14 protein-coding genes are annotated in these 24,162 nt (G+C 29.3%); all 14 read left to right on the top strand.

Going from position 1 to position 24,162, the window contains the following annotated elements:
- Positions 1-442: 442 nt before the first annotated feature.
- Positions 443-562, top strand: coding sequence for a TetR family transcriptional regulator (locus ACTNAO_RS03675; protein ID WP_441026308.1), 120 nt, complete (start codon positions 443-445; stop codon positions 560-562).
- 472 nt (positions 563-1,034) lie between these two features.
- Positions 1,035-1,403 carry a hypothetical protein gene (locus ACTNAO_RS03670; RefSeq protein ID WP_441026286.1) on the top strand — a complete coding sequence of 123 codons (369 nt, stop codon included), beginning with the start codon at positions 1,035-1,037 and terminating at the stop codon, positions 1,401-1,403.
- A gap of 922 nt (positions 1,404-2,325) precedes the next feature.
- A complete protein-coding gene (locus ACTNAO_RS03665) occupies positions 2,326-3,012 on the top strand; it encodes a YoaK family protein (RefSeq protein ID WP_441026284.1) in 687 nt (228 codons plus the stop codon).
- A gap of 25 nt (positions 3,013-3,037) precedes the next feature.
- Positions 3,038-3,679, top strand: a complete 642-nt coding sequence (locus ACTNAO_RS03660; protein WP_441026282.1) for an epoxyqueuosine reductase QueH — start codon at positions 3,038-3,040, stop codon at positions 3,677-3,679.
- Between the two features lie 198 nt (positions 3,680-3,877).
- A complete protein-coding gene (locus ACTNAO_RS03655; protein WP_441026280.1) occupies positions 3,878-4,789 on the top strand; it encodes a LysR family transcriptional regulator in 912 nt (303 codons plus the stop codon).
- A 135-nt stretch (positions 4,790-4,924) separates the two neighbouring features.
- On the top strand, positions 4,925-7,195 hold the full coding sequence (gene metE, locus ACTNAO_RS03650; protein WP_441026278.1) for a 5-methyltetrahydropteroyltriglutamate--homocysteine S-methyltransferase: 2,271 nt from the start codon (positions 4,925-4,927) through the stop codon (positions 7,193-7,195).
- Between the two features lie 153 nt (positions 7,196-7,348).
- On the top strand, positions 7,349-12,004 hold the full coding sequence (locus ACTNAO_RS03645) for a TIM-barrel domain-containing protein (RefSeq protein WP_441026277.1): 4,656 nt from the start codon (positions 7,349-7,351) through the stop codon (positions 12,002-12,004).
- Positions 12,005-12,207: 203 nt separating this feature from the next.
- Positions 12,208-16,638, top strand: a complete 4,431-nt coding sequence (locus ACTNAO_RS03640; protein ID WP_441026275.1) for a TIM-barrel domain-containing protein — start codon at positions 12,208-12,210, stop codon at positions 16,636-16,638.
- Between the two features lie 147 nt (positions 16,639-16,785).
- Complete coding sequence (locus ACTNAO_RS03635; protein ID WP_441026273.1) at positions 16,786-17,667, top strand: aldose 1-epimerase family protein; 882 nt, start codon at positions 16,786-16,788, stop codon at positions 17,665-17,667.
- Positions 17,668-17,770: 103 nt separating this feature from the next.
- On the top strand, positions 17,771-18,610 hold the full coding sequence (locus ACTNAO_RS03630; protein WP_441026272.1) for an AIM24 family protein: 840 nt from the start codon (positions 17,771-17,773) through the stop codon (positions 18,608-18,610).
- Positions 18,611-19,067: 457 nt separating this feature from the next.
- Entirely contained in the window at positions 19,068-20,177 is a 1,110-nt protein-coding gene (locus ACTNAO_RS03625) for an iron-containing alcohol dehydrogenase family protein (RefSeq protein WP_441026270.1), read from the top strand.
- Between the two features lie 62 nt (positions 20,178-20,239).
- Positions 20,240-21,430: a class I SAM-dependent rRNA methyltransferase gene (locus ACTNAO_RS03620; protein ID WP_441026268.1), complete on the top strand. Its 1,191-nt coding sequence runs from the start codon at positions 20,240-20,242 to the stop codon at positions 21,428-21,430.
- Between the two features lie 85 nt (positions 21,431-21,515).
- Entirely contained in the window at positions 21,516-23,063 is a 1,548-nt protein-coding gene (gene putP, locus ACTNAO_RS03615; protein ID WP_441026266.1) for a sodium/proline symporter PutP, read from the top strand.
- 154 nt (positions 23,064-23,217) lie between these two features.
- Positions 23,218-24,096, top strand: coding sequence for a substrate-binding domain-containing protein (locus ACTNAO_RS03610; protein WP_441026264.1), 879 nt, complete (start codon positions 23,218-23,220; stop codon positions 24,094-24,096).
- Positions 24,097-24,162 lie beyond the last annotated feature (66 nt).

The raw sequence follows: 24,162 nt of genomic DNA, 5'->3' as shown, positions 1-24,162 counted from the left end.
CACTATGACACTCTTCTATTATAAGCAGCTCCTGATGTATGAGTTGTTTTGGGTTATGAAATCATTTTTCATAACCCTTTTAAATTTATTTATATGATAAATATATAGATGTATAATTATAATTGAAATGCTATTGAAATTATATTTTTAATGAATTATAATAACTCATACGTGTGAATTAATTATCAGGGAGAATGCAGAAAATTGTTCATTTGAATATACATCTCTTATAGCTTCAGTAAAAAAAGATATAGAACATTGGGGGAACACAAAACAATGTTTTTTATACTATGTAGTAGTAGATAATCATATTGTTATTAATGATTATTCACTTGAAAAACCTTCTAATAATACTGAAAGAGTATTAACTGGCACATTAAAACAAGCACTAGATATATTTGAAAATGAAAATAAATTAATTAATTAAAATTTGTAGCTCTTAATTGGAGCTATTTTTTTAGCATATATTATACAAATAGTTGAGGTGCTTGGAATAACAAAAGGCGCTTTATACAGACATTATCAGAATAAAAGAGATATTTTTATTATCTTGCATTATTAATAATGGTGTGTTATATTAGCTAACAAAGAGTAACTAAAAAGATAATAAGGATAGCTTATACTTTTTTAAAAGAAACTGCATTGAATAAAGGACTTGGTGTTTATAATGAAACACATAAGATTTTGTAGATAAACAAGGATATGGATACAACAAAGATAGAGTAAATGAACTATTTGGAGTTTATTTAATAAAAGAATAGGTTAGTAAAAATTTATGGTAGAAATAATATGAGTAAATTTACAGATTTAGCAATGCGAATTCAAAGTATAGCACAGGCTGGACTTGCTTAAGCAGAGATGATTACTATGGCATTAATAAAAAAAGTAAATTTAAATAAGTCTAAAATATATTAGTAATTATGAAAATATAATTGAAATGAGGGATACATATTTTTGAATATATTCTTGCAGATGAAAGTAAAATAAAGTTAATAGCAGATTATATAAAAAATAGTCATATAAACATTGACTATATGAATTTACACTTAGCATATGGTGTGTGTGATTCTAGTAAAAAAATATATATAACATCTATATCTTATATTACTGATTGTATGAAATCAAGAAATGGTGATGGTAATGATACATTATATGCTGTTATTATTAATAACAAATTATATACTGTAAAAATTAAATCATTTGATGATAAAATAATTTTTGTATCTGATCTTAGTGTTTTTAACAATTTAGAGGAAACTGTTAAAAGTGCAATAAGTTATAGTGAAAATAATACAACTTATTATTGGAGGAACAGCGTATTAAAAAAACAAATACATGATTTTGATTTAGATGCATATAATAAAGATTTAATAAAAAAATATATCTTAATAGATAATATATAATAAAAAGAGCTGCAAGTAATTGATAAAAATTATCAACTACTTGCAGCTTTATGGTTATGATCCAGATGAAGTACAAAAAAGAGTGTTAAAAAATCAAGAATTAAAAAGAAGGGCACCAAAGAAAACATCAATTTTTTAATTCTTGGTGAAGGTTTAAATTTATTTGATCTTATTGTAATAGACCTTTTATGGTGGAGAAATTCAAAGAGAATACATTTTTCTTGTGTACCTCAAATAGAAATGTATAAAAATCCAAGAAAGCATATTGAATCATTTTTTAGAGGAATAATTTTTTCATCCTTTTCACTTTTTATTGGTGTATCTGTTGTTGTATTAAGTTTTATATTGAAGCTATCTTTTATTCTGTTGTCTAAGGCCTTTAACCATATATTATCCTTAGCATGCAAATTGGTATAATATGGATCGCGATTATCATCAGGATAGTTGTCAAGGCTTTCAATTGGAACATCTGCTGTGCTTACAATTCCTTGTTTTTTTAATACAGATATTGTACTTGTAAATGTAGCCCCTTGATTTTTACCATTATTGTTGCAAAAATTACATAAAAATGTATATTAACCCTATTTGCAACCATATTATAGTATCATGTTTATTAAAAATTTATAATATATTAAATTACTGTTTACATATTAGATAATATATTTGATTTGAAATTTAATTTTTCACAAAAAAATTCACATTTTGTTAATGTAGAAAAAATAATTTATTATGATTATAAAAGTAAGGGAAAAATAATCTACAAAATAGGCGATAATATGGAATTAAAAATTTTAAAAGATGAAGAAAGAAAAATGAATCAAATTATGTTTTTAGTTAATATAGGTATTCCTATTTTAGTTGATATTATGTATAAACACTATTATTATATTAATTGAAAAAATAAATTTGTAGGGGGGATTTTGTGAATAATGCAAAACAAATGTCAGAATCAATCGAATTAGGAATTGTTTTAGCTATTTCAGGTGGCTTCATGGATGCATATTCATATATGTGCAGAGGTGAAGTATTTGCAAACGCCCAAACAGGAAATATGCTTTTACTTGGTATTAATTTATCTAAGGGCAATTTAAAAATGGCAGCAGAATATTTTTTCCCAGTGATATCATTTGCTATAGGCATAGCATTGGCTTATATTGTAAGAACTCATGTTAAGGAGGAAAATACATTACATTGGCGACAAATTTCAGTATTATGTGAAGCTATAGTGCTTTTAATAGTTAGTTTTATGCCACAAAATTTAAATCTTTTAGCAAATAGTATAACTTCCTTTGCTTGTGGTATCCAGGTGCAAAGTTTTAGAAAGATTCATGGAAATGGTATAGCTACAACAATGTGTATTGGAAATTTAAGAAGTGGTACTGAACATATTTGTAACTATTTATTTAACTCAAAAGATAAAAAAGCTATGGAAAAAGGATTTTTATATTATGGAATTATATTTTCATTTATAATTGGAGCAGTTATAGGTGATTTCTTTGTTGATGTACTTAAAGAAAGGGCAATTATGCTTTGTTCTATAATGCTTATTATATCTTTTATTATGATGTTTGTAGATAAAGAAAAGAATAAGCTAGAAGCTGCTAATTAAAGTATTTTAGTTTTAGGAGTAAAATATGAATAAAATAAATTATCAAAAGGAACTTGACAAACTTATAGATGAATTGCAATTAAAAAATAAGGTGCCTAAATTACTTCTTCATAGTTGCTGTGCACCATGCAGCAGTTATGTTTTAGAATATTTATCAAAATTTTTTAAAATAACAGTTTTTTATTATAATCCTAATATATATCCTTTAGAGGAATATAAAAAAAGACTTGAGGAAGAAAAATATCTTATAAGAAGTATGAAATTTAAAAATGAAGTTAATATAATTGAAGGTGTTTATAATAGTGATAAGTTTTTTGAAATGGCAAAGGGATTAGAAAATTTAAAAGAAGGTGGAGAAAGGTGCTTTAAGTGTTATGAAATGAGATTAAAGGAAACTCTTAAAATTGCACAGGATAATGGATTTGATTACTTCACTACAACCCTTACTATAAGTCCATTTAAAAATGCTCAAAAATTAAATGAAATAGGAAAAAAATTGTCTGAAGGCTCAAGTGTTAAATACTTGTTTTCTGATTTTAAAAAGAAAGAAGGATATAAACGCTCTATAGAATTATCAAAGGAATATAATTTATATAGACAAGATTATTGCGGATGTGTATTTTCAAAAAAACAAAGAGAACAGGAACTCATCAATAGAAATATTTAAAAATAAGTAACATATTGTTTACTAATTGTTAATAGTATTTTTTAAAAAAGGTGCTATAATAAAAATGTAGTAAGAATTAATAAGCTTTTAACAAGCATTACGCTTGTTTTAATAAAAGGGTTGAATTTATGAGATAAAAACACTAGGATGGGTACCTAGTGTTTTTTGTTATATTTATTTTTAAGGAGATTATTTATTATGACTTTACAACAACTTAGATATGTTGTTATGGTAGCAGAAAAAGGAACTATAAGTGAGGCTGCAAAGGCACTGTTTATATCTCAGCCTAGTCTTACTAATGCAATAAAGGAACTTGAAAATGAAATGCAAATAACAATATTTCAAAGAACTAACAAAGGTATAATAGTGTCTAGAGATGGAAATGAGTTTTTAGGTTATGCAAGACAGGTATTAGAGCAAAGTAATTTATTAGAGGAAAGATATTTAGGTGAAAAAAAAGAAAAACCACAATTTTCTGTATCAACACAACATTATTCTTTTGCAGTAAATGCTTTTGTAGATGTAATAAAAAAATATGAAAAAGCTCAATATGATTTTACATTAAGAGAAACTCAAACATATGAGATTATTCAAGATGTAAGTCAATTAAAAAGTGAAATAGGAATTTTATATCTTTCAAATCATAATAAAAGCATACTTATGAAAATAATAAAGCAAAACGGTCTTAAATTTCAATTGTTATTTGTAGCAAAACCTCATGTTTTTATAAGCTCAAAGCATCCACTTTCACAAAAAGAGGTTATTACATTAAAAGATCTTGAAAGTTATCCTTATTTATCTTTTGAACAAGGAGAATATAATTCATTCTATTTTTCAGAAGAAATTTTGAGTACCTTTGATAGAAAGAGAAACATAAAGGTTCGTGATAGAGCTACTTTATTTAATCTTGTAATAGGATTAAATGGTTATACAATTAGTTCTGGAGTTATAAGCAAAGAGCTAAATGGAGACAATATTATATCAAAGCCATTAGATGTGCAGGAATATATGGAAATAGGAATTATCACTAAAAAGGATATGATTATAAGCAAGTATGGTAAAAATTATATTGAAGCTTTAAGAAAATACATAGATGAGCAGAAAATCTAGGTACTTTTTACTTTTTAGGTATAGTTTTTAACTATATTAAACACATATTTTTTTGTATTTTTCATAACTGCCAAATGATTTTATAATAAGTTTAAAGAATTAACAGAAGCAAATTAGAAAAGGTAGGTATGATAAATGAAGAATTCAATAATAGGTTTTCCTAGAGTAGGAAAATTAAGAGAGTTAAAGTTTGCATCAGAAAAATATTTTAGACATGAAATAACTAAAGAAGAATTATTAAAGGTAGCGAAAGATCTTAGAAATGAACATTTTTCTTTTATAAAGAAACAAGGTATAGATTATGTACCATCTAATGATTTTTCTTTTTATGATGGAGTACTTGATACAGCATTTCTTATTAATGCAGTACCAGAGGAATACAAAAAATTAAATCTTGATGATTTAGATACATATTTTGCAGTAGCAAGAGGATATCAAGGAGAAAAAGGTGATGTATGTGCCCTTGCAATGAAAAAATGGTTTAATACAAATTATCACTATATAGTTCCTGAAATTTCAGATGATACAGAGTTAAAGCTTGCTAGTAATAAACCTTTTGAATTATATAAAGAAGCAAAAGAAGCAGGAATAGAAACAAAGCCAGTTGTGGTAGGACCATTTACATTTCTTAAGTTAGCTAAATATCGTGGAAGTAAGACTATTAAGGATTTTGTTTCTTCTGCAGCTGAAGCTTATAAACAAATATTAAAGAAATTCAATGATGAGGGTGTATCATGGGTACAAATAGATGAACCTATTTTAGTTACAGACTTAACAAAAGAAGATATAAATATATTTAAACAATTATATGAAAATATATTAAATGAAAAAGGAAACTTAAAGGTTTTACTTCAAACATATTTTGGTGATGTAAGAGATTGTTACAATGAAGTTGTAAGTTTAAGTTTTGATGGAATAGGATTAGACTTCTTAGAAGGTAAAAAGAATTTTGAATTATTATCAAAAAATAAATTCCCAGAGGATAAAATATTATTTGCAGGGGTTTTAAATGGAAAAAATATATGGAAATGTAATTATAAAAAGACACTAGATTTATTAAATGAAATAAATAAGTATGCAAAAAATGTAGTAATTCAAACATCATGTTCATTACTTCATGTACCTTATACATTAGACAATGAGCAAAAATTAGACAAGGAAGTTAAAAAATATTTTTCATTTGCAGTAGAAAAATTACAAGAACTTAATGAACTTAAAGTATTAGCTGAAGCATCTGATTTAGAGAATGAAAAAGCATTTAAGGATAATCAAGATATATTTACAAAAGAAAGAGTAGGACAAGATAAGGAAGTCCAAAATGCAGTTAAAAATTTAACAGAAGAGGATTTTAATAGAGATACTAAGAGATCTGAAAGAGAAAAAATTCAAAAGGAAGAATTTAAATTACCAATTTTACCTACAACTACAATTGGATCATTCCCTCAAACAAGAGAAGTAAAGAGCAACCGTAGTGCATTTAGAAAGGGAGAAATTGATAAGGCACAATACGATAAAGTTGTATATGGATTTATAGAAAAGTGCATAAAAGATCAAGAAGATATGGGTATTGATGTTTTAGTGCATGGTGAATTTGAAAGAAATGATATGGTAGAATTTTTTGGAGAAAACTTAGCAGGCTATGTATTTACTGAAAAGGCATGGGTTCAATCTTATGGTACAAGATGTGTAAAACCTCCAATTATATTTGGTGATATAAAACGTACAAAGCCTATGACAGTTGATTATATAAAATATGCTCAAAGTCTTACAAATAAGCCAGTTAAGGGAATGCTTACAGGCCCTGTTACAATTCTTAACTGGTCATTCCCAAGAGAAGATATTTCATTAAAGGAAATGGCATATGAAATAGGAATTGCTATAAGAGATGAAGTATGTGACTTAGAAAAGGCAGGAATTAAAATTATCCAAATAGATGAAGCAGCATTAAGAGAAAAATTACCAATACGTAAAGATGAATGGTATAGTGAATATTTAGATTGGGCAATACCAGCATTTAGATTATGTAATTCAAAAATAAAACCTGAAACTCAAATTCATACTCATATGTGTTATAGTGAATTTTCAGATATAATAAAGGCTATAGATAATATGGATGCTGATGTAATATCTTTTGAGGCATCAAGATCAAAGCTTACTATCCTTGATGATTTAAATAAAAATAATTTTGAAACTGAAGTTGGACCAGGAGTATATGATATTCATTCACCAAGAGTTCCATCAGTAGAAGAAATTGTTTCAGCACTCGAAAAAATGCTTAAGAAAATTGATAAAAATAAATTATGGGTTAACCCAGATTGTGGATTAAAAACAAGAGGAATAAAAGAAACTGATGCAAGTCTTAGAAATTTAGTTAAAGCTGCAAAAATTGTTAGAGAAAAATTATAAGAATAGAATAATTAATATTTATATAAAAAATGCGACCTTAAAGGCCGCATTTTTTTTATGCTATTAGAATAATAGGTTAATTAAACGTTGTCATAAACAAAAAAACGGTGTAAAATGAAAATAAAGTAATAAAATTTTAAAGGGGATGTAAGGATGAAAGGTAAAAAGATATTTTCTTTGTTAATTGCAGCAGCTGTAGTTTTTAGCAATGTTACTTTTATGCCTTTTAGTGAACAAGATACATATGCAGCTACAACAACTGAAGGTGATTTTTCATTAACTGGTGATACTTTAACTATTAAAAATGACTCAGATGTAATTGAAATGCAAGTATGTTCATCAGATATCCTTAAGGTTAATTATAAACCTAACGGAGAAGAAGATCCTGAAACAGAAGTTATTGACCCAGATAAAAAGTGGGATACTGGAAATATTATTTCAAGTGATTTGAAATCAGATCCAGCAGTAATTAAAACTGATAATATGACAGTTAAAATAAGTAAAGCTGATTTATCTGTATCAGTTTATAATTCATCAGGAAAATTGCTTCTTAAACAAGATAGCATAAAGGAAGCAAAAAGTGTTTCATTTACACATAATTCAGGAGAAAATTTTTATGGAATATCTGGATATGGCTGTGGAACAAGTGCTAATGATGGTTCACTTAGAAATAATAATAGCTATGATGTAACATGCGCAAGCCAAGGATGGGCAGGTGGCCCATTTACATGGAGTACTGGTGGTTATGGATTACTTGTAGATTCAGATGGTGGTAAAATAACAACTGGTGATACAACTTTAAGTTATTCTGGAATCTCTAAAAAAAATGCAGAATATTTTGTTATTGTAGGTAAACCTACAGAAATTATGAAAGGTTTATCAGAGGTTTCAGGAAGTGCACCAATGTATCCTAAATGGGCAATGGGATTTACTAATACCCAATGGGGCTGGCCAGGTTCAGGTACAGTAGAAGATCAAGTTAAAGATGTTATAGAAACTTACAGATCAAAGAATATTCCAATAGATAATTTCTGCTTTGACTTTGACTGGAAATATTGGGGCGTTCCAGAAATGGATAATGGTGAATTTACATGGAATGGTGACAATTTTCCAAGTGCAGCAAGTGGCAATTTGAAAAAATGGCAAGATGATAATGGAATACATTTTACAGGAATAATAAAGCCTAGAATATTTACAGGAAAAGAAGCAGGAAAAGATACTGCTCAATTTGCTGAAGCAACTAAAAATGGATATGTGTCAAAAACAGCACAAAAAGGTTCTGATTATTGTGCAGGTAAAGATTATGTATCAATAGATTATAGTACTCAAGAAGCTAGGGACTGGTGGTGGAGTAAATACGAAAAATCATTTGATTTAGGACTTCAAGGTTTTTGGAATGATGAAATTGACCATGATAATGGATATGGAAACTTTGGTAATATGAATGCTCAAAGGGCAATATATGAAGGACAAAGAAAATATACAAATGATGGTACTAGAGTATGGTCTATAAATAGAAATTTCTACTTAGGAGCTCAAAGATATTCTTATGGAGTATGGACAGGTGATATAGGCACAGGATTTGCAAGTATGAAAGGACAAGCTGGAAAGATGATTGCAGCAGCAAATCTTGGAGAAACTAAGTGGGGAATGGATACAGGTGGATTTAATGGTGGTGACCCATCACCTGAAAACTATGCAAGATGGATAGAATTTAGTGCATTTACACCAATATTTAGAGTGCATGGTCAAGACTGTAGATCAGCAGAACAAGCACCTAGTACAGGAAGATCTGCTACTCCTCGTTATCCATGGAAATTTGGAGATACTGCAGAAGCTGCAGCTAAAAATGCAATGCAACTTAGATATAGGTTAATACCTTATATATATAAATATGAATATGATGCATCAAATGGTGGTACAGGACTTATAAAACCACTTATGATGATGTATCCAAATGATTCTAATGTATCTTCAGAAGTATATTCATGGATGTTTGGTGATTATATGCTTGTATCACCAGTTTTAGATGAAGGTCAAACATCTAAAGATATTTATTTACCAGCTGGAAAATGGATAGATTATTCAAATGGTAAAGAATATGATGGTGGTCAAACTATAACAATAGATACTGATGCTACTACATGGAAGGATATTCCTATATTTATTAAACAAGGTGCAATAATACCTACTCAACAAGATGTAAATTATGTTGGTGAAAAGAAAATAACAAACATTAATCTTGATGTGTTCCCTGATGCTAAATCATCAAGCTTTGAATATTATGATGATGATGGACAAAGTTATGATTATGAAGATGGAAGTAATTTTTATAAGCAAAACCTAACAGTTTCTCCAAACAGTGCAGGTGATGGTATTACATTCAAAACAGCTAAGAAGGAAGGAACATATGACAGTGATTTAGAAACTTACACAGTTAAACTTCATGTTAAAAATGCAACTTCTGTAACTTGCAATGGAAAAGAACTTAAAAAGAGTGGTACTTTAGCTGGAATAGATACAGCTTCTGCTGGTACTTATTCTGTAGGAACAGATGATTTAGGTGAGGCTGTTTATATAAAAATAGATGCAGGGGATGTTACAACTCTTGATGTAAAGTGTGATGTACCTACAGCAGCACAACAATCTGCTACTGTATATGCTAAAACTTCAGCAGGCTCAGCAGACTTAGAATATAGTACTGATGGTGGTAACACATGGACTAATAAGGAATCTATGACTCAATCTTCTAATGCAGGATATTTACAAGCTGATATTAAGTATATTCCTGAAGGCGGTAATAACGTTAAGGTACGTTGTAATTTAGGTGATAACAATTACTTCCCATCAAAAGATGGTGTTGAATTAGATAGTGAAGAAACTATCTTTACAATTGGAAAAGATGGAAAATTAAAAACTGGTGCACCAGCTTCTAGTACTGCAACTTTATATATAGCTTCAACTGAAAGACCAGCTATTCAAGTGAAAGATGATAGTGGCTGGAGTGATGCAATGCTTCTTGATTCATATGGAACTGAAAAGGGACAATATTCTAAGTCAATATCATATGATGCTGATAATCCAAATGTAACTATTAGATATTCTACTGATAATGGAAAGACTTGGCTTCCATCTGATGATGGTACTACTATAACTACTGGAGACTTTATGAATGATTCTACTGGAAAAATAGTAGCAGGAAGACCAGATTGGGATAACTCAGTTATTCTTTATTATAAAGGTAGTGCAACAAATATTCATTGGAGACCATTAGGCGGTGGTGAAGATACATGGACTAAATCACCTGGAGATGTAATGGAACCAGCTGAAATAGATGGTTATTTAAAAATTACTTTAAATGTTGGAACAGCTACAGGAGCTGAAGTATGCTTTAATAAAAATGGAACTGCCTGGGATAATAATGGTGGTAAAAACTATACTATAAATATGGGTACTAATACTTTTGATAATGGTAAAATATCTGCTGGAGGCCCTAATGGTGGTGGCAGTGGTGAAGTAGTTACAGAAGGATTGACAATTACTTCAAGTATAAAAGGTGGAACTTACAATAAAGAGCAGACACTTAAATTAACTGCATCAGATAAAAATGCAACTATTTACTATACATTAGATGGTTCAGATCCTACAGAATCTAGTAGTGAATATTCAGAACCTATAAAAATTAGTAAAACTACAACAGTTAAATCAATTGCAGTAGATAAAAAAGGAAATAAATCTGCAATTAATATACAAAAGTATGTTATTGATGCTAGTATAATAGATCCACCTGTAGAAGAATTAACTAAAGTTACTCTTGAAGCTAGCAGTAAAAATGTAAATGTTGGAGATAAAATAAAATTAACAGCTACAGCAGATACTGATGATGAATCTGTTAAGTATGAATTTGGTTATTATGATGAAGATAGTGAATGGAATATTTTAAGTGAATATTCTTCAGATAACACATATTCATGGACAGTAAAAGATGAAGGAGAATATAATGTAATTGTAAAGGCAAAATCAGATGATGTAGATGAAATTGAAAGTGAAATTATTAAGATTACAGTTAAGAAGTCAGGAGGACAAACTTATCCTAAATTAAGTAAAGTTACAATAGCATCAAATACACAAACTGTTATAAAAGGTCAAGATGTAAAATTAACAGCTACTGTTAATACAGAAGATCCAACAGTTGAATATTCTTTTGGATATTATGATGATAATAATAAGTGGCATCAATTAAGAGATTATACATCATCACCTTCATATATATGGACTACTACAGATGCAGGTACATTTGAAATTGTTGCTAAGGCTAAATCAGAAGAGGTTTCAGCAATTGATAGTTCTAGTATATCTGTCTTGGTAAATGAACCAGGAGGAGAAAATCCTGATCCTGAAGAATCATTAAAATTAGTTAAAATTGTTTCAAATAAAGATTCTATAAAAGTTGGAGATGTAGTTACATTTACAGCAACTACAAATTATGATGATGGTTCAGTACAATATCAGTTTGGATATTACGATAAAAATAACAATTGGAAGGTTCTTAAGCAATATTCATCAAGCAATGTATTTGAATGGACATCTGGTGAAGTAGGAACATTTGATGTTTATGTAAGGGTAAAGTCAGATAATGTTACAAAACCAATAAAATCAGAAGAATCTGTAAAAGTTACTGTAGCAAATAAAGAAAGTGAAGATCCTAAACCTGATACTTTTGATAATAATAGTTTAGGATTAATAATGGTTTTATTATTGTTATCAGGTGCAACTGTTACATCATTAAGGAAAAATAAAAGAATTTAAAATTAAAAGATAATAAAAATAAAGTGTGTCATTAATTTTAAAGTGGCACACTTTTTTTGTACAAATTAAAACAAAAAATTGTAATGTATTGTAAAAAAACTTGTAAGAAGGTAAAATGGTAGATAGACGTAGTATAAAAAGGAGCATAATAATTTAAGGAGGTAAAGCTAAAAAAATATTTTTTAATTAGGGGGAAATTTAATATGAAATCTAAGAAAATATTTTCGTGGATTATTGCAGCTACTGTTATATTTAGTAATATTACTATTATACCAAGTAATACTGAAATTGCTTATGCCACAAGTAAAGATGGTAACTTTACTTTAAATGGAGACACCTTAACCATTAAAAGTGGTTCAGATGTAATCGATGTACAAGTATGTGAAGACAATATATTAAGGGTCAATTATAAGCCAAATGGTCAGGAAGATGAAGATACAGAAGTTCTTGATTCTAATCAAAAGTGGGGCAAGGCAAAAATAACAAAAAGTGATTTAGACTCAGATACTGTAGTATTAGAAACTGAAGCTATGACAGTAAAAATAGGGAAATCAGATTTATCATTATCAGTATATGATTCTTCTAAAGGTCTTCTTGTTAGACAATCTAAGCTAAGTACCGGTTCAATTTCATTTAGCCATAATTCTGGAGAAAACTTTTATGGAATAACTGGATATTCTAATGGTACAAATGCTACTGATGGAACAATAAGAAATAATGGACAATTTAATGTGGAAAGTGGAAGCCAAGGTTATGCTGGTGGTCCATTTGTTTGGAGTAATGGAGGATATGGATTACTTGTAGATTCTGATGGGGGTAAGATAACAACAGGTGATAATACTTTAGAGTATTCTGGAATATCCAAAAAAGATGCTGAATATTTTATTATAGTTGGTGATCCTGAAACTATAGCAAAAGGTCTTTCAGAAGCTTCTGGAAAAACTCCAATGTACCCTAAATGGGCAATGGGATATACTAATACTCAATGGGGATGGCCAGGAACAGGTACAGTAGAAGATCAAGTTAAAGATGTTATAGAAACTTACAGATCTAAAAATATTCCTATAGATAATTTTTGCTTTGACTTTGACTGGAAAGAATGGGGAAAATTAAGTGACTATGGTGAATTTACATGGGATTCTACAGATTTCCCAAGTGCAGCAAGTGGTGAGTTGAAGAAATGGCAAGAAGAAAATGGTATGCATTTTACAGGTATTGTAAAGCCTAGAATATTTACAGGAAAAGAAAATGGAAAAGATACTGCAGAATATGCTGCAATGAAAGCTGGAGGATTTATAAATTCGAGAGGTGAACGTGGTAGTGATTATTGTGCTAGTAAGGATTATGTTCCAATAGATAATTCAACTCAAGCTGGAAGAGACTTTTGGTGGGATTGTACAAGTAGAGCATTTGAGAAAGGATTATACGGATATTGGAATGATGAAATAGATCATTGTAATGGTTTTGGAAATTATGATAACCTTTATCTTCAAAAAGCTCAATATGAAGGTCAAAGAAAATATACAAAGGACCAAACTAGAGTATGGTCTATAAACAGAAGTTTCTATTTAGGTGCTCAAAAGTATGCTTATGGTGTATGGACAGGTGATATAGCTTCAGGATATGAAACGATGAAAGGACAAGCAGGTAAGCTTATTGCAGCAGTAAATTTAGGCCAAAATAAATGGGGAATGGATACTGGAGGATTTACTCAAGATCCAGTTGATGATGAAAACTATGCAAGATGGATTGAATTTAGTGCATTTACTCCAATATTTAGAACACATGGTGAGTGTTGTGCTAAGAGTGATTCTGTACCAAGATATGGTGGTGCTAAAGTAGGAAAAGATAGAAAAACTCGTTATCCTTGGGTATATGGAACTACAGCAGAAGCAGCAGCAAAGGATGTTATGCAACTTAGATATAGACTTGTTCCTTATATTTATAAATATGAGCATGATGCATATGAAGGAGGAACTGGTATTGTAAAAACTTTAATGATGCAATATCCTAATGATCCTAATGTATCACAAGAAATGTATTCTTGGATGTTTGGTGATTATATGCTTGTTTCACCAGTACTTGATAAAGGACAAACTGAAAAAGAAATTTATTTACCTGCAGGAAAATGGATTAATTATGCAGATGGAACAGAATACGAAGGTGGTCAAAAAATCACAGTAAAAACAGATGATAAAACATGGAAAGACGTACCACTATTTATAAAAGAAGGAGCAATTATTCCTTCACAAAAGAATATTAATTCAATTGCAAAGGATACAGCAGATGTAGATCAAATTAATTTAAATGTATTCCCATCAGCAAAGAAGACAACATTTGAATACTATGATGATGATGGAGAAACTTATGATTATGAAGAAAATAGCAATGTATTTAAACAAGAATTGTCAGTAGCTCCAAATGGTAGCGGTATATCATTTAAAACAGCTAAAAAAGAAGGAACTTATGAAACACCTGTAAAATCATATGTTGTAAAACTTCATGCAAAAAATATAGGTGATGTTACTTGTAATGGAAAGTCACTTACTAAGGTAGCAACTTTAGAAGGTATAGAAAATGCAAAAGAGGGAAGTTATGCTATTGGTAAGGATACTTATGGAGAAGCTGTGTATGTAAAAATTGCAGCAGGTGATGTTAATACTATTGATGTTGAGTGTGATACTCCAGAAGCACCAGAGCAATCTGCTACAGTATATGCTAAAACTTCAGCTGGTTCTGCTGATTATGAATACAGTACAGATGATGGAGAAACTTGGAGTAAAGGTGAAGCAATGACTCAATCATCTAATTCTGGTTACTTACAAGCAAACTTTAAGTATAAATTAACATCTGGTGAAAATGTAAAATTCCGTTATAAAGTTGATGGAACATATTATCCATCTAAAGAAGGTGTAGAACTTTCAAATGAAAAGGATAAGTTTACAATAGGAAAAGATGGTAGTGTTAAAAATGGTGCACCATCTGTAACTAGTGCTAATATTTATATAGAATCAAACAAAACACCAGTAATTCAAGTTAAAGATGATATGGGGTGGGGAGATGCAATTCCTCTTGATGTATATGGTACTGAATCTGGACAATATGCAAAAACTATATCTTATGATTCTGATAATGATAGTGTTTCTGTAAGATATTCAACAGATGGTGGGAAGACTTGGCTTCCTTCTGAAGATGGTTCAAATGTTACTGCAGGTGACTTTATGGTAGATGGAAAAAATATAGTAGCTGGAAGACCAAATTGGGATAACTCAGTTATTCTTTATTATAAAGGTAGTGCAACAAATATTCATTGGAGACCATTAGGTGGCGGTGAAGATACATGGACTAAGTCTCCTGGAGATGTAATGGAACCAGCTGAAATAGATGGTTATTTAAAAATTACTTTAAATGTTGGAACAGCTACAGGAGCTGAAGTATGCTTTAATAAAAATGGAACTGCCTGGGATAATAATGGTGGTAAAAACTATACTATAAATATGGGTACTAATACTTTTGATAATGGTAAAATATCTGCTGGAGGCCCTAATGGTGGTGGCAGTGGTGAAGTAGTTACAGAAGGATTGACAATTACTTCAAGTATAAAAGGTGGAACTTACAATAAAGAGCAGACACTTAAATTAACTGCATCAGATAAAAATGCAACTATTTACTATACATTAGATGGTTCAGATCCTACAGAATCTAGTAGTGAATATTCAGAACCTATAAAAATTAATAAAACTACTACAGTTAAATCAATTGCAGTAGATAAAAAAGGAAATAAATCTGCAATTAACATGCAAAAATATGTTATTGATACTAGTATAGTAGATCCAGAGGACCCAGATACACCAGAGGATCCAGATACACCAGAGGATCCAGATACACCAGAGGACCCAGATACACCAGAGGATCCAGATACTCCAACAGAAGATGAACTAAGTGAAGTTACTCTTAAGGCTAGTAGTAAAAATGTAAAGGTTGGAGATAAAATAAAATTAACAGCTACAGCAGATACTGATGATGCATCTGTTAAATATGAATTTGGTTATTATGATGAAGACAATGATTGGAATACTTTAAGAAAATATTCTTCATCTAACACATATTCATGGACAGTAAAAGAGGCTGGAAAATATAATGTAGTTGTAAAAGCAAAATCAGATAATGTTGATGAAATTGAAAGTAATGTTTGTACAATAACAGTAAAAGAAGAATCAGATGTTCCAGAAGATGAAAAATTAGAATCAGTTGAACTTTCTGTTAATAAAACTTCTGTTAAGGTAGGAGATAAGATTGTTCTTATAGCAACTTCCAACTATGATGATGGTTCTAATATATATCAATTTGGATACTATGATTCAAAAAATAACTGGACAAGTATAAATTCTTATTCAAGTGATGATACTTTTGCATGGACTCCTGAAAAGGAAGGAACATATAACCTTTGTGTAAGAGTAAAATCAGATGATGTTACTTCTGCAATTAAAAGTGATAAAATTAAAGTTAAGGTTTCTGCAAAAAGTGATGATCCAAGTGAACCATCAAGTGGAGATACAAACAAAGTATTAGGCTTAATTGCTGTTATGTCAGTAGCAGCTATAACATTATTTAGAAGAAAGAAAAATGCATAAATAAATATTATTTTTAGTCTGCTTTAAAAAACAGTAAAAAATAAAGGCAATATTATTTTGTTTCAGCAATGATATTGCCTTTTATTTTAAGAAAATAATGTATAAGTCTGATATAATATATTTAATAATTATAAAAGGGGAGAAAATATGGATATAATAATTGAAAATAGCAATCTTAAGGTTAAAGCTAATACTCATGGTGGTGAAATGATTTCACTTATTGGAAAAAAGTCGAATCAAGAATACATATGGAGAGGATTACCTTTTTGGTGGAAGATATATTGCCCAACTCTTTTCCCTGTTATAGGAAAAGTTAAGGGTTTTAAATATAAGTATGATGGAAAAGAATATTTTATGCCAGAGCATGGTTTTGCAAGCAAGGCTAAGTTTAAATTACTTAATAAGTTAGAGGATGAAGTAGCATTCGAACTTAAAAGTAATGAAGAAACAGAAGGAATATATCCTTTTAAGTTTTCATTAATTACAAAGTATAAATTGAAAGATAACAAGGTGATTATTTCATTTAATGTGAATAATTTAGATAGTAAAGATATGTATTTTTCAATAGGATCACATCCAGCTTTTAAATGTCCTATGTACGGAGCAGAGGATTCTTTAGAGGATTACTATATAGAATTTGAAAAAGTAGAAAACACATCTAAAATGGAAATGAATTCAAATGATTTTTTGACTGGTAATAGGATAAAATACTTAGAAAATTCCAAGAGCATAAATATTTCACAAGAAACATTTAAAGATGGAACAATTATTTTAGATAATTTAAAGTCAAATTTTATAGAATTAAAGTCTAAAAAGCACAATAGAAGCATTAAAGTTAATTTTGAAAAATTTAAAATGTTTTCTATATGGGCACCTGATAAAGATGCTAGTTTTGTATGTTTAGAACCATGGATGGGACATGCAGATTATGAAAATTTTAATGGTGAAATTAAAGATAAAGAAGGTGTTATAATGTTAAAGTCTAATGAGCAATTTAATATAAGTTATTATATTGAAATTAATGAATAAAATATTTTCATTGTGTCTTACATATATAAAATGATATAATAATAATGACACTAAATTTTAGTATAAATATACAAATGATATAAAAGAAAGGGGTATTATTAATATGAATTTTTCAAATGGTGATCAAAATTTAGGGCAAAAGTTGGATGTTGTAAACTCAATGTCTGATGGCAATTCAGAATTTCAAATTTTAGAAATTAACAAATTGGAAGGTTCAATGAGCGTAAGCCAGGCTTCTGATTTGCAATTAGCTGAACAAAAAGGCCTTAAAGCTAGGTATGTAAGAATAATAATGAACAATAGTGTAATAAAAACAGAAGCAGGAGCATTATATTATTATATTGGAAATATCGAATCACAAACTAAAGTAGGAGGTGTAGGGGGCTTCTTAAAGAAATCTATAGCTGGTGGCTTAACTGATGAAAAAGCATTAAAGCCTATGTATGGAGGAACTGGAGAAGTATGGCTTGAACCTTCATTTAAGCATTACATACTTTTAGAACTTAAAAATGAAGAAATTATAGTAGATAAAGGAATGTTTTATTGTTGTTCTGGTGGAGTAGATGTTAGAACAGTATCTCAAAAAAATATAAGTTCTGCACTTCTTGGGGGAGAAGGAATATTCCAAATAGGACTTAGCGGTACAGGTGTTGTAGTTTTAGAATCATTAGTTCCAAAAAATGAAATAATAAGATATGATATAAATCAAGGACAAGTAATAAAGGTAGATGGAAATTTTGCTATTGCAAGAACAGCTGGAATTCAATTCTCAGTAACTAAATCTGATAAGGGATTATTTGCTAGTGCAATGAATGGAGAAGGATTGTTAAATACATTTACAGGACAAGGTTCTGTATGGCTTGCACCAACAATACCTGTTTATAGTAGAATAAATATGGGGCTTGCAGGAATGCTTAATAATGCTTCATCTAATAATAAGTAAAAGCAGTATGGAGAATAAAATTTCTTTTGAAATTTTATTCTCTTTTTTAAAATAGTGATTTTAGTATTTTGACAAAATTTTCAATATAGTATCCATACAGATCAAATTGCAGCAGTAGTAGAAGAAAATTCTGTTATGGCAGAAGAAAGTTCTGCTAGTAGTGAAGAACTTGAATCACAGGCAGCTCGTTTACAAGAATTGATTGCAGTATTTAAATTATATGTTAAAGAATTGAATTAACTTATTCACGTTTAACATTGTAATGAATATAAGAAAAAATATTAGATGTAAGTTTATATAAATAAGCAAAGTGTGTTGTTTTGTGTAAATTAATCATGAAACAACGCACTTTTTATATTTTTATTGCTAAAATAAGTATAAAGTTTTAGAATAATTTATATGAAATACTTTTATAAATATATAATCCAAAAAAGTCATTTGAAAGGTCGTAGATAAAATGTCAAGTTATAGTGTATTTTTACCAAGTTATAGTGTAGGAATTGATTGTTATAAGGAAATACCATATGTTACAAGAAAATATGGTAAAAAAGCAGTTGTTATAGGTGGTAAAACTGCTATGAAAAAGGCTAAGGATAAGATTCTTGAGGGAATAAAAAATTCTGATATAGAAATACTAGATTTTGTATGGTTTGGTGGAGATTCATCTTATGAAAATGTTGAAATGCTAAAGAAAAATCCAAAGGTAATGGAAGCTGATATGCTTTTTGCAGTAGGCGGTGGACGTGCCTGTGATACAGTTAAGACTTTAGCTGATATGGAAGATAAGCCATTTTTTACTTTCCCAACATTAGCATCTAACTGTGCATCATGTACAGCTATCACTGTTATCTATAACAGTAATGGGGCATTTAAAGAATACTATTATATGAAGCAACCTGCATATCATACATTTATTAATACAAGTATTATTGCAGATTCGCCTAAAAAGCTATTTTGGGCTGGAATAGGAGATGCTTTGTCAAAAGAATGTGAAGTACTATTTGCAAGTAGAGATAAGTTTATGTACCATACTCCATTAATGGGTGCATGTATAGCAAAGATGTGTACAGATCCATTAGTTCAATATGGTAAAAAAGCTCTAGAAGATTGTGAAAAGTGTAATCCTTCTTTTGAACTTGAACAGGTAGCTCTTGATATTATTATATCTACAGGAATTGTTTCAAATTTTGCAACACATGAAGCACAAAAGGACCCTAAGGATAATTATTATTATAATAGTTCTCTTGCTCATTGTGTATATTATGGTTCATCATTAATTCCAGAATGTGAAAAGCACTTACATGGAGAAATAGTTTCTTTTGGAGTTTTATGTCTTTTAACATATGATAATCAAATTGAACAAAGAGATAGAATACTAGAATTTAACAAGAGTATTGGCCTTCCAATAACATTAGAGGAAATTGGAATGACAAAGGAGGATTTACCTAAGGTAGCTAAGAAAGCTTCAACAGTTGTTGAATGGAGCTATGTACCAGGTAATCCAACAGAAGAAAAATTTATTAAAGCTATTTTAGATACTAACGAAGCAGGACTTAAAGCAAAATAGTATAAATAATTATTCATTATGGTATAATCATTATTATTTAAAATAATAATAGGTGGTATGTAATGAAAGAAATAAAGCTTATAGTTAAAAATGAATATGTAAAAAAGTATCAAAATAAGTATCCTTTAATATTAGAGGAAGCTGTTAAAAATCCAGGAGCACTACAAAATGAAGGTGATATTGTAGTGCTTTTAGATGATAAGCAAAATTTTATAGGTAGAGGATATTATGGAAAGCAAAACAAAGGTTGTGGCTGGATTTTAAGTAATAGTAAAAAGAGCAATTTTGATTTTAAATTCTTTTATGATAAATTAAGAAATGCCTTTTCTAAAAGACTTAAATTTTATCACTCAAGAAGTACTAATGCCTTCAGGGTATTTAATGGTGAAGGAGATGGAATTGGTGGTCTTACAATTGACTATTTTGATGAATATTATCTTATAACATGGTATAGCAGAGGAATTTACAAATTTAAAGACCATATAATTAAAAGTATAAAAGCTCTTGTTTCTTTTGATGGTATATATGAAAAGAAAAGATTTGATAACAATGGAATGGTAATAGAAGAAGATAGTTTTTATATAGGAAAAAGAGCAAAGGAACCTATTATAGTTAAAGAAAACAATGTAAATTTTGCAGTGTATTTAAATGATGGAGCTATGGTTGGTGTATTTTTAGATCAAAAGGATGTAAGAAAATCTATAAGAGATCATTATTCTAAAGGCAAAAGAGTTTTAAATACATTTTCTTATACAGGTGCTTTTTCTATGGCAGCTGCAAAAGGTGGTGCTATAACTACAAGTGTTGACCTTGCAAGTAGAAGTCTTGAAAAAACAACTGAAAATTTTAAAATAAATAATATAGATGTAAACAATCATCAAATTATAGTACAAGATGTGTTTTTATATTTTAAAGAAGCAAAAAAGCAAAATAAGAAATTTGATGTTGTAATTTTAGATCCACCAAGTTTTGCTACGTCAAAAGAAAATAAATTTAGCGCATCAAAAGATTATAAAAATTTAGTAAAATCAGCTATAGATATTACTGAAGCAGGAGGAGTTATTGTATGCTCTACTAATTGTGCTTCGTTTAATATGGATAAATTTAAAAGATTTATAGATGAAGCTTTTATAGAAAAGGAAAAGCATTATGGAATATTAGAAGAACATACTTTGCCAGATGATTTTGTAGTTACTGATAAATTTAAAGAAGGAAATTATCTTAAAGTTGTTTTTGTTAAGATATTAAGCTAAATAGTTTTATTTTTTGCAGATGTCGAATTTTATGGTATAATTCACAAAGGTGACAAAAATATATATTTAGAAAGGATTTTGTATAATGATAAAGGAACAGATTTGCATTTTAATTACTATTGTAGCTTATCTTCTAATTGTTCTTGGAATAGGAGTTTATTGTTCTAAAAAGAATAATTCTGTAGATGATTTTTATTTAGGTGGAAGAAAGCTTGGACCATTTGTAACAGCAATGAGTGCAGAAGCATCAGATATGAGTAGTTGGCTTCTTATGGGACTTCCAGGAGTTGCATATCTTTCTGGAATAGCTGATGCATCATGGACTGCCATTGGTTTAGCAATTGGAACATATGTAAATTGGCTTATAGTAGCAAAAAGAATTAGATGCTATTCTCATATAGCAGGAAATTCAATAACTATACCAGATTTTTTCTCTAGAAGATATAGAGATAATAAAAATATTCTAATGTGTATTTCAGCAGTTATAATTATAATATTCTTTATTCCATATACAGCTTCAGGTTTTGCAGCATGTGGTAAGCTTTTTAGCAGTCTTTTTGGAATAGATTATGTATTAGCCATGATAATAAGTGCTATAGTTATTTTAGGATATACAACAATGGGAGGCTTTTTAGCTGCTAGTACAACAGATTTTATTCAAAGTATTATAATGACAATTGCCTTAATTGTTGTATTAGTATTTGGTATACATTCTGCTGGAGGTATGGATGCAGTAATAAGTAATGCTCAAAGTTTACCAGGATATTTAAACTTAACAGAAACAATTAATTCAGCAACTGGTGTTTCTTCAAGTTATGGAATAGTTACAATAATATCAACACTTGCATGGGGCCTTGGATATTTTGGTATGCCACATATATTACTTCGTTTTATGGCTATTGAAGATAAAGATAAATTAAAATTATCAAGACGTATTGCTTCAGGCTGGGTAGTAGTTTCATTAGCAGTTGCTGTATTTATTGGTGTAATAGGACTTGCTATGTCAAAGGCAGGTGTAATACCTGTACTTGAAGGTTCAAATTCAGAAACTATTATTGTAAAAATTGCGGATGCATTAAGCCATAATGGTATATTTGCAGCACTTGTTGCAGGAATAATATTGGCTGGAATTTTGGCATCAACTATGTCAACAGCAGATTCACAACTTCTTGCAGCTTCATCAAGTGTTTCACAAAATATCTTTAGAGGTGTATTAAAAATAGATATTTCAGAAAAAACAGCTCTTATAATTGCTCGTATTTCTGTTGTTATTATATCTATAATTGCTATATTTATAGCAATAGATCCTAATAGTTCTGTATTTAATATAGTATCATTTGCTTGGGCTGGATTTGGTGCAGCCTTTGGACCAGTTGTATTATTTGCGCTATTTTGGAGACGTTCAAATAAGTGGGGAGCATTTGCAGGAATGTTATCTGGTGGAGTAATGGTATTTGTATGGAAATATTTAATAAAACCTATTGGTGGTATATTTAATATTTATGAACTATTGCCAGCATTTATAGTTGCATGTATTGCAATAATAGTTGTAAGTTTAATTACAGAAGCGCCATCAGAAGAAATTACAAAAGAATTTGATGAAGTAAAGGCTAAAATGGCTAATAATAAATAAAAAAAATAAAGACTCATGATTTTAATTAATCATGAGTCTTTATTTTTTTATTTAAAATATATTTAACATAGATTTAACGAAAGAAGGTCTTTGAAATTAACATTGTTTCTATATATTAATTACTGTAATAAAAATATATTTGGAGGCAAGAAAAATGAAAAAGATTTTATGTACATTATTAAGTTCTGCAATTTTAATGGGGGCTCTTGCAGGATGTGGAAGCAGTTCAGGCTCAGGAAGTGGAAGTAGTAATAATGGATTTGATAAACAAAATGAAATAACAGTTGTATCAAGAGAAGATGGTTCAGGAACAAGAGGAGCTTTTATTGAACTTTTTGGAGTTGAAGAAAATAAGGTTGATAAAACAACAGAGAATGCAAGTATAACAAATAATACATCTGTAATGATGACAACTGTTCAAGGAGATAAATATGCCATTGGTTATGCATCTCTTGGTTCATTAAATGATAGTGTAAAGAAAATAAAAGTAGATGGAGTAGAAGCTACAGCAGAAAATATAAAAAGTGGCAGCTATAAAATAGCAAGACCCTTTAACATTGCAGTAAAAGATAATTTAAGTGAAGTTTCAAAAGATTTTATTGACTATATATTAAGTAAAGAAGGACAAGATGTTGTTGAGAAAAATGGTTATATAAAAGTAGATGATGCAAAAGCATATGAAGGTAAAAAACCTTCAGGAAAAGTTGTTGTTGCAGGTTCATCATCAGTATCACCAGTAATGGAAAAATTAAAAGAAGCATATTTAGCTGTTAATACTAATGCTGAAATAGAAATACAAACAAGTGATTCAACAACTGGAGTAACCGGCGCAATAGATGGAATATGTGATATTGGAATGGCTTCAAGAGACTTAAAAGATAGTGAAACATCTAAAGGTGTAAAAGCAATAAAAATAGCTATGGATGGAATTGCAATAATAGTTAATAAGGATAATGATATTGAAGATATATCAAAAGATGCAGTCAAAAAAATTTATACTGGCGATATAACAGAATGGTCAGAAGTAAAATAGTGTAAAGAAAAATTAGCGATATTTAAACTTAATTTAACATAGAATTAACATAAGACTATCATGGAA

Source organism: Clostridium sp. HCP1S3_C6 (genome assembly GCF_052066735.1).
Classification (GTDB): Bacteria; Bacillota; Clostridia; order Clostridiales; family Clostridiaceae; genus Clostridium.
The sequence above is the reverse complement of the archived record's forward strand: the minus strand, read 5'-3'. Positions and strand labels throughout refer to the sequence as shown.

Coding starts and splice junctions, on each gene's coding strand:
- ACTNAO_RS03670 (WP_441026286.1), top strand. CDS start 1,035: ATGAATTTACACTTAGCATATGGTGTGTGTGATTCTAGTAAAAAAATA.
- ACTNAO_RS03660 (WP_441026282.1), top strand. CDS start 3,038: ATGAATAAAATAAATTATCAAAAGGAACTTGACAAACTTATAGATGAA.
- ACTNAO_RS03655 (WP_441026280.1), top strand. CDS start 3,878: ATGACTTTACAACAACTTAGATATGTTGTTATGGTAGCAGAAAAAGGA.
- metE (WP_441026278.1), top strand. CDS start 4,925: ATGAAGAATTCAATAATAGGTTTTCCTAGAGTAGGAAAATTAAGAGAG.
- ACTNAO_RS03645 (WP_441026277.1), top strand. CDS start 7,349: ATGAAAGGTAAAAAGATATTTTCTTTGTTAATTGCAGCAGCTGTAGTT.
- ACTNAO_RS03640 (WP_441026275.1), top strand. CDS start 12,208: ATGAAATCTAAGAAAATATTTTCGTGGATTATTGCAGCTACTGTTATA.
- ACTNAO_RS03635 (WP_441026273.1), top strand. CDS start 16,786: ATGGATATAATAATTGAAAATAGCAATCTTAAGGTTAAAGCTAATACT.
- ACTNAO_RS03630 (WP_441026272.1), top strand. CDS start 17,771: ATGAATTTTTCAAATGGTGATCAAAATTTAGGGCAAAAGTTGGATGTT.
- ACTNAO_RS03625 (WP_441026270.1), top strand. CDS start 19,068: ATGTCAAGTTATAGTGTATTTTTACCAAGTTATAGTGTAGGAATTGAT.
- ACTNAO_RS03620 (WP_441026268.1), top strand. CDS start 20,240: ATGAAAGAAATAAAGCTTATAGTTAAAAATGAATATGTAAAAAAGTAT.
- putP (WP_441026266.1), top strand. CDS start 21,516: ATGATAAAGGAACAGATTTGCATTTTAATTACTATTGTAGCTTATCTT.
- ACTNAO_RS03610 (WP_441026264.1), top strand. CDS start 23,218: ATGAAAAAGATTTTATGTACATTATTAAGTTCTGCAATTTTAATGGGG.